Annotated in this window: 8 protein-coding genes and 1 other annotated feature; all 8 genes read right to left on the reverse strand. The window is 48.7% G+C overall.

Annotated elements, in window-relative coordinates; all coding sequences use genetic code 11:
* Positions 1–268, reverse strand: a sequence feature (16S ribosomal RNA rRNA prediction is too short).
* A 1,058-nt stretch (positions 269–1,326) separates the two neighbouring features.
* On the reverse strand, positions 1,327–2,106 hold the full coding sequence (locus GCWU000325_RS01240) for a DUF4595 domain-containing protein (RefSeq protein ID WP_006254116.1): 780 nt from the start codon (positions 2,104–2,106) through the stop codon (positions 1,327–1,329).
* Between the two features lie 456 nt (positions 2,107–2,562).
* Entirely contained in the window at positions 2,563–2,835 is a 273-nt protein-coding gene (locus GCWU000325_RS01245) for an HU family DNA-binding protein (RefSeq protein ID WP_006254118.1), read from the reverse strand.
* 231 nt (positions 2,836–3,066) lie between these two features.
* Positions 3,067–5,388 carry a type IX secretion system anionic LPS delivery protein PorZ gene (gene porZ, locus GCWU000325_RS01250; protein WP_006254119.1) on the reverse strand — a complete coding sequence of 774 codons (2,322 nt, stop codon included), beginning with the start codon at positions 5,386–5,388 and terminating at the stop codon, positions 3,067–3,069.
* A 46-nt stretch (positions 5,389–5,434) separates the two neighbouring features.
* Entirely contained in the window at positions 5,435–6,031 is a 597-nt protein-coding gene (locus GCWU000325_RS01255; protein WP_006254120.1) for a non-canonical purine NTP diphosphatase, read from the reverse strand.
* Positions 6,028–6,774 carry an O-fucosyltransferase family protein gene (locus tag GCWU000325_RS10880; protein ID WP_006254121.1) on the reverse strand — a complete coding sequence of 249 codons (747 nt, stop codon included), beginning with the start codon at positions 6,772–6,774 and terminating at the stop codon, positions 6,028–6,030. Before GCWU000325_RS10880 ends, GCWU000325_RS01255 begins: the two co-directional genes overlap by 4 nt.
* Before the next feature lie 27 nt (positions 6,775–6,801).
* Positions 6,802–7,812 (reverse strand): YitT family protein, encoded by a 1,011-nt coding sequence (locus GCWU000325_RS01265; RefSeq protein WP_006254122.1) that lies wholly within the window; start codon positions 7,810–7,812, stop codon positions 6,802–6,804.
* Positions 7,813–7,818: 6 nt separating this feature from the next.
* Entirely contained in the window at positions 7,819–10,656 is a 2,838-nt protein-coding gene (gene leuS, locus GCWU000325_RS01270) for a leucine--tRNA ligase (RefSeq protein ID WP_006254123.1), read from the reverse strand.
* Between the two features lie 460 nt (positions 10,657–11,116).
* Complete coding sequence (gene rnr, locus GCWU000325_RS01280) at positions 11,117–13,408, reverse strand: ribonuclease R (RefSeq protein WP_211205526.1); 2,292 nt, start codon at positions 13,406–13,408, stop codon at positions 11,117–11,119.
* Positions 13,409–13,412 lie beyond the last annotated feature (4 nt).

Here is a 13,412-nt window from a genome sequence, read left to right on the forward strand (position 1 = left end):
CCAATGTGGGGGACCTTCCTCTCAGAACCCCTACCCATCGAAGGATTGGTGGGCCGTTACCCCGCCAACTTCCTAATGGGACGCACCGCCATCCATCACCGCCCGAAGGCTTTACTCAATCATACATGCATAAAATTGAGACCATCAGATATTAATCTTGCTTTCGCAAGCCTATCCCTGTGTGATGGGCAGGTTCGGTACGCGTTACTCACCCGTGCGCCGGTCGCCGGCATACTTAGCAAGCTAAGTATCCGCTGCCCCACGACTTGCATGTGTTAAGCCTGTAGCTAGCGTTCATCCTGAGCCAGGATCAAACTCTACATTGTATATCTCATTTTTTCTTTTTCTGATTCAACGAGTTGAATGTAAAAAAGGAATTTGACGATTCTTGTACTTCTCTTTTACAAGAAAACATACTGCTTACCGAATAACAATCCGCAAAACACCGAAGCATCCTCGGATTGAAACTCTTTCTGCTTCTTCTGCATAAAAGTCTATGGAATTCTTTCAAAGATCGCTTTTTTCAAGCTCAACCAAACGCCGCAGCGTTGGAAAGCGAGTGCAAAAGTAGAACAAAATCCCATTACCACCAAGCCCGCAACAAACTTTTTTACGCAAAAACGAAAATAATTTCAGAGAAAACAAAATTTGACATGCAGAAATGGCAGAATAAAAGGAAGAATATCCCAAAATGGGGTGAGAAAAGTTGAGAGAAAAGTGAGAAAAACAAGGTTTCGAGGCACGCCGGAGCGGATTGCGAGCTTTTTGATCACGACAAAAAAGGCTTTGTCTCGTGAGAAAAAGTAGTTGCGCTCGTGATAAAAAAGGCTTCACCTCGTGATAAAAAGCGAAGATGCGGGATATTCTTTGATGTAAAAGCCACGGTCGAGTATAAAAAGAGCGATACAGATGGAAAAAAATGAGTTGCTGCGTGAAAAGATGGTAGAGAAGCGTCAAAAGTTGCGCCGCTACCCGGCAACCCGCCGCGATTGCGCGTAAAGAAATGCGCCGGCAGCGTCGAAATATGAGTTGCTTCTATATATAATGTGTTGTTGTGAGCAAAATAGGCGGTGGCCGCTAAAAAATGGAGGACATGGGTTGAAAAAGCAAAACGCTACGGGCGCTTGTAGAAAGACTTTATATGCCGAAAGCCGAGCCAAGCGAGACAGAAGTGAGCGCAAGAGCATAAAAGACCGAGCGAAGAGTTGGCCGGTGTGCGTCGCGTCAAGTCAGAGACAGTCTCCCTATTTAGCAGCGGCGGAACATACAGAAAAAAAACAGCCCCGATTGGCAAGGGCGTCAATCGGGGCTGTTATGAGATGGGAATTACTTCCACGTAAATACACAGAATTTACCCTTTGAATCAGAGGCTTTAGTAACATAACCCATAGCATCTATCTCATAAGTATAGGTGAGTGTAGAGGAATCCTCTACCACAGTTTCCGTTTTTATAAGGTTTTTGGGATATTCTCCGTAATAGCCCTGCAAGAAGAGTACTTGATCGACTCCCAAGAGTTCCGGCGTACCGAAAACTGCGTTGACGCTAAGAAAATGCTTTGCGTTATAGTCGGTATACGTATAATTTGTCGTCTTAGTCTCTTCATCGCGAGATATAACGGAAGAGATGTTGCCATCAGTCCACGTTAATTCAAGATTCTCTCCATCATTCGCATAGCAACCAGCCAGTTGGTTATGATTATTATAGGAGAGGATGTACATTTCTTCCTCTGCTTCGTCTGTTTCAGGCAGAATCATCTTCACCACCCTGTGTTTCGCGTCGAGCACATACTCGACTTTACTCACCGCTTTGCTTTCAAGGTTAGTGATAGATAGGATTATGCTATCGTTGGTATAGCGATAAGCCAAATTCAGGTTGACATTTTTGTTCGTATTTGCATCGATTTGGGTCATCGCAAGTGAGGCAATGCGCCCTTGTGCGTCATAGTTGACCGTTTTAATAGAGGTGCCATCGCTATCAACGTAGCCAAGGAGTTTTCTGCCTTGTTCTAAAGGTGGTGTAGGTGGCTCCGGCGAATCACCTTTGCAGGAGGTAAGCCCCAAAGTCAGAAAGAGGCTAAAGATGGTAAGGGAAAGAATTTTCTTCATATTGAATTTGTTATTTAAATTGCATAAATCAGTACAGCAAAAGCGGGTAGCAGTCGTAAAACAGCAAACGCTAAACGCTCTACATCAGTATTTTCGCCACAAACGACAAAAATCTGCGAGCAAAGATAAGGGTTTTATTGGTATTATTCAAAATATCATGCATTCATTTAGCGTCCACGACACTTACAAGCAAAGCTGCAGGCACGACAAGGGGCGGCAAAGCAGATCGATCGCGGACTATATGCACAGCCTTTGCCACTTGAGGAAGGCAAGCACAAGAGGAAGCACGTGAAAACCAGAAATAAAGACAAGGGAAATGAGCTTGAAAGAACGAAATATGGTAGTAGTTTGAGAGCCCTCGCGGGGCAAGGAAAGCCGGCGGCGCGCTTCTATAAAAAACAAGCCGCAAAAGGATTTCCTTTTACGACTTGTCAGACATTAAATTCCGTTGTTCTTTTAGTTCAAAGCTCCGGAAAGTTCTGCACCGGCCTTAAATTTGATGACTTTCTTTGCCGGGATGTGAATTTTTTCTTTCGTTGCGGGGTTAACGCCGTCGTGTGCGGGGCGTTCAGTAACAGCGAAAGTGCCAAATCCCAAGAGGGCAACTTTGTCGTTAGCTTTCAATGCGCCAGCGATGGCTTCTAATGTAGCGTCTAGTGCTTTCTTGGAATCAACTTTGCTTAATCCTGCAGATGCAGCGATTGCGCTTACGAGTTCACTTTTGTTCATATTGGCATTTTTTTTGCGTTAATAAATCTCTTTGTCGATTTAATACGGGCAAATATAGGGCAAGTCGGAGATACCCACAAGTTTTTTTCTAATTTTCTTATGAAAATCAAGAAAAAAGGCCTGACAACGTGCGTAAAAGTGCGGCATAAGGCCTAAACAACCGGGTTTTCGCGAAACTTTAGTCCTATTTATTATACCTCAATAAAACGCCAAAAGCCACGAAGATTCAAGCTAAATGATCGTAACTTTGGCTACAATGCCTTTATTTGCTTCGTTTGTGACCACCATGATATCATAAACGCCACTCGGTACGCGGAAGCCGTCTGTGCCTCGTAGATCCCATGTGAAAGTTCCGCCCACAGATCGTCCACCGGCGACTACGTGTCCGGCCGTATTGACGATGCGTACATCCGCATTGGCCGTTAGTCCGCTAACAGCAAGCACTCCGGTAAATTCAGGGCGCACGGGGTTGGGATAGACCTTAATGTTGCTTTTGTCGAGCGCAGGCTGTGGGCGCGAAGCATTGCTAAAGTAGGAGCAGAGTCCGACATCGGTACCGATCATCACCTCGCCGTCGGCTTCACTTACGGCCAGCGAATAAATATTATCGGAGAGCAAGGGGGAGTTCTTGCTCGTGAAATGCTTAAGTATACTCGTGCCGTCGGGACTTACAAGGTAGAGCCCGCCACCCAAAGTGCCAATCCACTTGCGCCCGCCACCATCGGTAGTAATTGCATTGACCGGAACTTTAGCCAAGAGGTAGTCGGCATAATTGGTGCCATCATTGCGCGGCACTTTGATCTGCGTGATATAAAAATCTGACTTAAACCAATCGTCGGGATTGGTAATTACGTATAATCCTGTACCAGCGCCTACCCAAATACTACCATCGATATCTTGCATTAAAGTATATACGCCGCCAAAATCAAAGGCGGTGGCGTCTTCATTGACACCGGATGTGCGATACTTAGAGATGTCGTCGCTCGTGTTGTCGATTGTGCCATTGTAATCAAGACAATACAGGCCTGCAGTATGCCCGTCGATCGTGCGGCGAGAAGCTACCCAAAGGCGTCCTTTCGTATCGATGAGCGTTTTCTCAAGCGTCGGGGCTTTACTCAAGCCGTCGGCATAGAGCGCCGCCCAGCCGCCATCGGCTTTTAAAACGCGAATGACGGTATCTGCGTGATTGTTGACCATAAACAAGTTGCCGGCCTTATCAAAATTGAGTCCGTCGAGGCGAACATAGTAAGGTGCGTTGCCGTCTTTGACGGCCGAGCGCAATGGAGAATTGTGGAGCGAGTAATGCTTCTGAAATTTGAAATTTTTAAACTCGAAAAGTCCTTTTCCGGCAGAGGTTGCAAAATGATGCGTGGGATCGCGCGGGTCTTGCACGACACAATTGATATCCGTATAAGGATAACCTATTTTTGCGGTGATGTCTTCTTCTTCAAAGGAGCGCCAATCGCGGCCGTCATATTGCATCAGCGTCCCCGGAAAATGTATGCGATCGTAAGGATCTAAACGACCGCCGGCAATGAGAAGTTTGTCGCCGTAGTATTTCATATAATAGCAGAGGTCGCGCTTGGGGCCACTCCCTGCAAGTTGAACGCCGGCGGGCTGCAGCGCACTTCCGGCTACTTTATAATTGCGCAGGCCGCTCAGGCCTTCGCTTGCCCAGAAGATAGAGCCTGATAGTGTGAGGTGCCTCCACGTATTATTGGCGGCTATGGTTTGTGCGATTTGGTCGGGATGTGCGACATCGAGGACGATGACTTGGGCATCGTTAGCAAAAACTGCCTTCGAGGCATCGATATAGGCCTTGGGATAATCAGTGGCGCTAAGTTTTTGGGGCTGCGAACCGGTAGTCCACGACCATAAACCTTGTCCGTAATCGACAGAAGGCGTGCTTACTTGGAATAGTAGGCGACGACCAAAGGCGAAAAAGCGGCGCACGGAGGCATTCAATGAGACTTGCCAAGAATTTTTATCGGACATATTGGCGTTTAAATCGCAAGCCAAGACTTTATCGCTTAAAGCGGCGTAGAGTTTTCCTTCAAAAACGACGGCCGAAGCGACATTTGCGCCCAACTTATAATAGCCTTTTAGTTCGGCTTTCTTCATATCGATCCTCACAACTCCTTCATTGGTGGCCAAATCTACTTCATCGCCATTGATGGCCAAGTCGTTCAAAACTAAATCGCCACCATTGGCGGAACTCAATTGAGGAATGTTGAATACATCTCCATTGGGTGAAACTAAATCTATGTTACCATCGGAATAAACGACTAAGAGGCGCTGCCGCGTGGACACTGCCGCGATGAAGCGTATGGATTTGCCGTTAAGTCCGTCTAATTTCGAGAAATAGTGTACGGAATTGTCGGCCGTATCGTAGCTATACAGGTTGCCATCACACAAGGAATAAATTCGCGTTCCCATCGGAACGTTATACGTATTGTTATGATAGGCTAAATACATCCGCCATCGACCGTCGGCAACAGCACGAAGCGGCAATAAAGCGGTAAATAAAAAAAGCAGGACAAGAACCTTCTTCATACACATTATATAATAGGATGTCGACGTCACACGGAGACGCGACCATTTATGATACGCCTTCGGGCTGCGCCGTCAGATAATCGACGAGGGCACGCACAGCTCGGGCGCGATGACTAATTTCATTCTTGGCAGCAGGCCCTAATTGGGCAAACGTTTGCCCAGCTTCTTCGGGGATAAACACGGGGTCGTAGCCGAAGCCATCTGTTCCAATCTTCTCTGTGGCGATGCTTCCCTCCACAATGCCCTCGAAATAGCGAACCGCTCCGTCTTCTATTAACGCAATAACTGTGCGAAATTGTGCACGACGGTCAGTTTTATTTTTCAACTCGGCCAATAATTTGCGCGTATTGGCTTCGGTATCGTTATGATCTGCGCAAGCATAACGCGCGGTATGCACGCCTGGTGCACCGCCCAAGGCATCTACTTCCAAGCCCGTATCGTCAGCGAAGCAGTCTAATCCGTAATGATCGTAGACGAAGCGGGCTTTAAGCAAAGCATTGCCTTCGAGCGTGGCGGCTGTTTCGGGGATATCTGCGAAGCAATTGATATCGGCCAGACTTAAGATTTCGATTTGTTGGCCGACGATGGCGCGCACTTCTGTAAGTTTGTGGCTATTATTTGTTGCAAATACTATTTTTTTCATTGTATGATGGATAAAGGAATGTTGCCCAATTCGGCGGCTGTATCTGAGAATGATGACCAGTAGCTACCGTAAAGTCTATTCGTTGCCGCCAAGCAGTAAAGATCAACGACGGCTTCTTCAATACCTTCGCGAGTATCTCGGCGCACGGTGGACAGCGGCTGCGTGATGACGTTAAAGTATCGGCAGAGCGCTTGACGCAAATCTAAGTCGTCGGTAGCCAAATAAAATGTACCGCCCGTGGCTTCCATTGCTCTCCAAAAGGCTTCGTCCGAACTGTGGCTCCAAGATTTTTTATTGTCTGTGCGGCGGATATGCACCCCAACGATATCGGGGGGAAACTGCGCGGTGATGGCATCAATACGCCGCCGGATGCTATCAAGGGGCGTTAAGCGCTGCAGCCATTCGCGTCCGTATGGTCCTAAAGCATAGCCGGTCGAGACGTAGGTAGGCCTATCAATGACAGCCGGCAGTGCTTTGGCATTTACCAATTGTGCATCGTAAATCCAACGGCGCAAGAGTGCGGGAATATGCAGATTGCGCCGCGTCTGAGGAACGTTCCACCAACGACGCCTGACCACACCTTTTAGCGGCTGAAAGAGCTCGTCGAAGTAAGCGTAACACGCCTTATCCCTTCCCCACTCCACTTCGCAATCCGGAAATGCGGACAAGGCGGATAACGCAACCCGCAATCGGTTGCACAATCCGCCTTGGGGAACGACTGTCAGGCGTTTTGTCATCGTCATATCCGTCAGTCTAAACGTTATTCTCTTTTACTCCAAAGGCTTATCTATGACTTTGGAGGCGACATCTATCGCCTTTTGCTCCTTTAAAGCGTCATCGTTAACAGGCGTAGACTTCTTGGCTTTCGCACGAATGCGATCAAATCCTTCGCCAAACACGCCAATTACTTTTGTCTGCGAAACAAAGGCTTGCGGATCTATACTCTGAATCAAACGGAAGATATTCGTACTCTCGCGGCGTTTAACCAGCAGAATCAAAACTTTGCGTTCGGTATGCGTAAACCATCCTTCGCCATCTATGACCGTAACGCCGCGATGGGTCTTCGTAATAGCGTTGGCCAACTCTTCATATTTCTGGGAGAAGATAAAGAATTGGACGGATTGACGGCCGCGATCCATCACATAATCGACCATTAAGCTGGTCACGATCAGCGTACAGTAACTACACAGAAGTATAGAAACGGAAGTCCCGGACACAAATATACTTGAGGAGACGATGAAGATATCGATAAACATCAAGATCTGCCCCAACGTAATATCCTTATATTTGTTGACCACTGCGGCTACGACGTCCGTACCTCCGGTTGAGCCGTTATTGAGCAACACGATGCCCAGCGCGATACCATTAAGCGTCGCGCCGAGCAAGGATGACATAAAGGCATCATTCTTTACGATCTGCGGGAAGCCTTTTGGACTCAGCACAAACTCTGCACTATGAACAGCACCATAATGCAGCATAAACTTCTGTACCAAATCGAGCAAGACCGTTAAGACGATCACGGCATAAATCGTTTTAAGACAGAAGCGCCAACCCAAGGTTCGTATAGCCAAGATAAGCAACATGGCATTAAGAATAAAAAATGAAGCTTGGATCGGGAAGCCCGTGGCATAGAAAATCACAGAACCGAAGCCGACAACGCCGCCTGTCGTAATTTCATACGGCAAAATGAAACACGTGACGCTGATCGAATAAATGATCAAGCCCAGCGTAATGATCAAATAGTCTTTAATCTGGTGTTGGATAGATTGTCTCAGTTCCATAATTGTTTATTTCAGCACAATATTAACAATGCGGCCGGGCACGACGATCACTTTTATAATCTGTTTACCCTCAATATGCGCCTGTGTCGACTCGTGGGCCAGCGCCAAGCGCTCCACTTCTTCCTTGGAAGCATCAGCTGCCACGTCGATAGTAAAGCGAGTCTTGCCGTTAAACGAGACGGAGAGCGTACAACTGTCTTCTTTCAGATATTGTTCATCGAATGCGGGCCACGCAGCCTTATGCACACTCTCACCGTGTCCTAGTTTGTGCCACAATTCTTCCGCAATGTAGGGCGCGAAAGGCGCTAAGGCGATCACCATTGGCTCCAACACTTCACGACAGCGACATTTCTGCTGCATCAGTTCGTTGACGGCAATCATAAAGGCCGGAATGGAGGTATTATAAGCAAACTCCTCGATGTCGGTCGTTACCTTTTTGAGTAGTTTGTGCAGACTTTTGAGATTTTCTTTTGTTGCTTTTTCGTCCGTCACGCGCAAATCTTCACCTTCGAAGAAGAGATTCCAGAAGCGGCGCAAGAAGCGGGCGCAGCCGTCCACGCCGTTAGAGTCCCACGGTTTACTTTGATTGATCGGCCCAAGAAACATTTCGTAGAGGCGCAAGGTATCTGCACCATATTTATCAACAATATCGTCCGGATTTACCACATTGAACATCGACTTCGACATCTTTTCGACAGCCCAACCGCAGATATATTTGCCATCTTCCAAAATAAATTCAGCTGTACTGTATTCCGGACGCCACGCCTTAAAGGCTTCGACATCCAAGACATCGTTCGCCACGATATTCACGTCAACGTGAATCGGCGTCACTTCATATTGATCTTTCAGACCAAGACTCACAAACGTGTTGGTGTCTTTTATACGATAAACGAAGTTAGAACGGCCTTGGATCATCCCCTGATTGATCATCTTCTTAAAGGGTTCGTCTTCGCAGGAGGTGCCCAAATCGAAGAGGAACTTATTCCAGAATCGACTGTATATGAGGTGACCCGTAGCGTGCTCACTACCGCCCACGTAGAGGTCAACATTGCGCCAGTAGTGGTCAGCTTCCTCGCCTACGAGTGCCGTAGCGTTCGACGGATCCATATAGCGCAGATAGTAGGCCGAACTTCCTGCAAAGCCGGGCATCGTACTGAGTTCTAAGGGGAAGACGCGAACGTTGTCTATCTTGTTCGTATCTACGACGCAAGCATTCTCCTCGTCCCAAGCCCAGCGTTCAGCGTTGCCCAAGGGAGGTTCGCCCGATGAGGTCGGAAGAAATTTGGACACCTCGGGGAGTTCGAGCGGCAAAGCCGCTTCGGGCACTGCCTGAGGATGACCGTTTTTATAGTAGAATGGGAATGGTTCTCCCCAATATCTTTGCCGACTGAAGATAGCATCGCGCAGGCGGAAGTTGACCTTGATGCGGCCCAAGCCCTTGGCTTCCACATAAGCTTTCGTCGCGGCAATGGCTTCCTTCACGGTTTTTCCATTCAAAGAGAAATCGATATAGGGTGCAGCATCTTCGCGCGGCGAATTGCAAACCACGCCTTCTTTTGCATCAAAACTCTCTTCGCTCACATCGCATCCCTCTATCAGCGGGATAATCGGCAAATTAAAATGCCGCGCAAAGGCATAGTCGCGACTATCGTGGGCCGGAACAGCCATAATTGCCCCGGTTCCATAACCGGAGAGGACATAATCGCTCACCCAGATAGGAACGGCTTCACCGGTAAACGGGTTAATGGCCCGACTACCTGTAAAGACGCCCGTCACCTTTCGATCGGCGATGCGTTCGCGTTCTGTGCGCTTCTTGGTCTCTTCGACATAGGCGGCCACGGCTGCTTGTTGGTCCGGCGTAGTAAACTTTTCAACGAGTTCGCTTTCAGGGGCGAGCACGACGAAGGTCACGCCGAAAATCGTATCTGCACGTGTGGTAAAGATGGTTATCTTTTCGTCGCTACCCTCCACACTAAATTGCATCTCTGTGCCTTCTGAGCGGCCGATCCAATTGCGTTGGGTATCTTTCAAACTATCAGACCAATCTACGGTCTCCAATCCGTCCAACATGCGTTGGGCATAAGCCGAGACGCGCAAACACCATTGCTTCATCTTCCGCTGTACGACGGGATAGCCTCCGCGCACACTCACACCATCTACCACTTCATCGTTAGCCAGTACGGTTCCCAATTCGGCACACCAGTTAACCATCGTCTCTCCGACGTAAGCTATGCGGTAGTTCATCAAGAAATCCTCTCGTTCTGCCCAAGTCATCGCAGCCCAATCCTGAGCTGTCAAATGCAAATCTTTGGCCGAGGCAGCCGCCGTAAGCCCTTCCGTTCCGTTAGCTTCCAAGTGAGCGATGAGTTCATCTATCGGCCGTGCCTGCTGCGCTTTAGTATCATAATAAGAGAGAAACATTTTTCTCACGGCCCATTGTGTCCAGTGATAATAGTCCGGATCGCAAGTGCGCACCTCCCTACTCCAATCAAAGGAAAAGCCGATGCGATCGAGCTGTTCTCGATAACGTGCGATGTTGCGTTCGGTTGTCACGGCCGGATGTTGACCGGTCTGAATGGCATATTGCTCTGCAGGCAAGCCGTACGCATCATAACCCATCGGATTCAAGACATTGAAGCCTTTCAAGCGCTTATAGCGGGCATAAATGTCTGAAGCGATGTAGCCCAAGGGGTGGCCTACGTGCAGCCCGGCCCCGGATGGGTACGGGAACATATTTAATACATAATACTTCGGCTTATCTTTTTCTATCTCTGTGTGGTAAAGCGCCTCATCGGCCCACGCTTTACGCCAGCGTTGTTCTATCTCTTGAAAATTATATTCCATAAGAGGGACGTTTTCCTTTTAATTTGATTTGCAAAGATAGTGTTATCCCTACAAAAATGACCGATTTAGAGCGGCTTTTCTTTTATCGTTTGCATCGTTTGCAGGGTATTATTGTCCTTCTGAGTCGTTTTGTAAGACTGCTTACGCTTATTCTGTTGCGACTTTAGCTTATTGTGATGCAGATGCATAGGATTTCACGTCCGCCGTGTGCAATTGCAGCCGATGGCATTTGGAAAGCTCATTGTTTGCTCCCGCCAAACGATGGTTTGCTCCCACCAAACAATAGTTTGTTACCACCAAACGATAGTTTGCTCGGGCCAAACGAAAAGGAGGCAGTGCACTGTAAAAAGCAAAATAAGCGTTAAGCCCAAAAACTTTGTCAGACGCAACGAAAAAGAGCAACGAGAGTGACTGTCTCGCTGCTCTTCATCGTAAAAATGGTGCGCCAAAATGGCTAATCTCATTTGCGTTTGCGCCCGTTCTTTTTCTTCTTTTGACCACGCTTATCGGGCGCGAAAGCTGTTGGGCGCGGCGCGGCCGGAAGGTCATCATCGGCAAGCATAAAATCGAGCGTGCGACGCTCCAGATTGGCTTTATCCACACGTATTCTGAGTTTGTCGCCCAAAGCATAACGCTTGCGGTGGCGCCGCCCGATGAGGCAAAAATTACGTTCGTCGAAATCGTAGTAATCGCCGGACAAATTGCGAATGGGAATCATACCTTCGCAGCCGTTTTCTTCGAGTTCTACGTACAAACCAAACTCGGTGACACCGTCGATGATGCCTTCAAACTCTTGGCCTAAGCGATCGGCCATAAATTCTACTTGCTTATACTTCGTACTTGCGCGCTCGGCGGTCTCTGCCAATTGCTCCATCGCGCTACTATGTTCGCAGAGCTCTTCATACTTGCTCGCGCTGACGGAGCGCCCACCTTCGGCATAGCGCGTCAGGAGGCGGTGAACCATCATATCGGGATAGCGACGAATGGGCGAAGTGAAATGGGTATAATAATCAAACATCAAGCCGTAGTGACCGATGTTTTCGATGCTGTAACGGGCTTTGGCCATCGCACGCAGCGTCACCATCTCAACCATTCCTTGCTCTTTTTTGCCCTTTACGTCTTCGAGCAGGCGGTTGAGGCTCTTGCTGACGTCTTTCTTCGAACCTTCGGTGCGAATTTTATAACCAAACTTGGCGATAAACCCGCTCAGCGTGATCAGCTTCTCGGGATCAGGAACGTCATGTATACGGTAGGGAAAGACTTTCGCTTTCTTGCCGCGCGCCACTCTGCCAATGTGCTCGGCCACGGTGCGGTTGGCCAACAACATAAACTCCTCGACGAGTTTGTTTGCATCCTTGGCCAATCTTATAAAGGTAGAAACGGGGTGGCCTTTGTCATCGATTTCAAAACGTATCTCCGGGCGGTCGAAACCTATAGCCCCGTGTTTGAAACGTTTGCTCCGCAATTGTTTGGCCAGTCTGTTGAGCGTAATAAGTTGGGCGGCGTACTCACCTACGGGTGTCGTTCCTTTGACCACTTTGGGATGCTCGCCCGGCGTGGCCAGATCTTCCGCACTCGCCTCGCCGTTCTGCTCGAGAATGTATTGCACTTCTTCGTAAACAAAGCGACGGTCGGAACGGATAACGGTATGCGCTAAATGCCAATCCAACACTTCGCCCGCATCGTTCATCTTGAAGATGACGGAATAAGCCAGCTTATCTTCGTCCTGCCGCAGCGAGCAGAGCTGATTCGAAAGGCGCTCGGGCAGCATCGGGATCGTACGATCCACAAGGTAGATGCTCGTGGCGCGCTTCAAGGCTTCACGATCGATGATGTCACCTTCGTGCACGTAAGCCGTCACGTCGGCGATGTGTACGCCGACTTCCCAAGCACCATCTGCGAGCGTGCGGATGGAAAGTGCATCGTCAAAATCCTTAGCATCGCGCGGGTCGATCGTAAAGGTGAGCACGTCGCGCATATCTTCGCGCTGCGCGATCTCTTCCGCCGTCACGCCGTCGGGTATCTTGTCCGCCGCCTCCGTTACCCGATTTGGGTAAGTATAAGGCAAATTAAACTCGGCCAAAATAGCGTTCATTTCGGCGTTGTTCTCCCCTTCTTGACCCAAAATATCCACCACTTTGCCGATCGGACTCTTAGCCTCCATCGGCCACTCCACGATTTTTACGACGACCTTGTCGCCCGTCTTGCCACCTTTCAGGTTTTGGGTCGGAATGAATATATCGTTGGCCAACACGCGGCTGGGCGTGATGAGGAAGGCATAATTTTTCTCCACTTTCAATCGACCTACGAACGTATCATTTGAGCGTTCGAGTATCGCGATCACTTCTGCTTCTCGCTCGTGTCCTCTTCGGCGCGCCATCATCGCTACTTGCACGCGATCGCCATCGAGGGCGTGAAGCGCATTTCGTTCACTGACGAGAATCGGTTTGTCGCTGCCATCAGGAATAAAGGAGTTGTAGCCATTACGTTTGCGTTTGAAGACGCCTTCCATAATGTGCTGGCGCTGCGCTTTGTGATAATGGCCCTTGCCGTCCGAACTCACGTAATCATCAAAGACGAGGGCATCGAGCGTGTCCAAGACGAGCATCTTCGCGGGGTGATTGCCTGCGCACAATTCTGAAAATAATTCTTTGACCGTAAAGGACCGTTCGGGCGAAGCCTCAAACAGCGCCAAGAGTCTTTGCGTCACTTCTTTTTTCGTCAGACGCTTCTTGTCTTTATTCATACTAATCGAT

Source organism: Alloprevotella tannerae ATCC 51259 (assembly GCF_000159995.1).
GTDB lineage: Bacteria > Bacteroidota > Bacteroidia > Bacteroidales > Bacteroidaceae > Alloprevotella > Alloprevotella tannerae.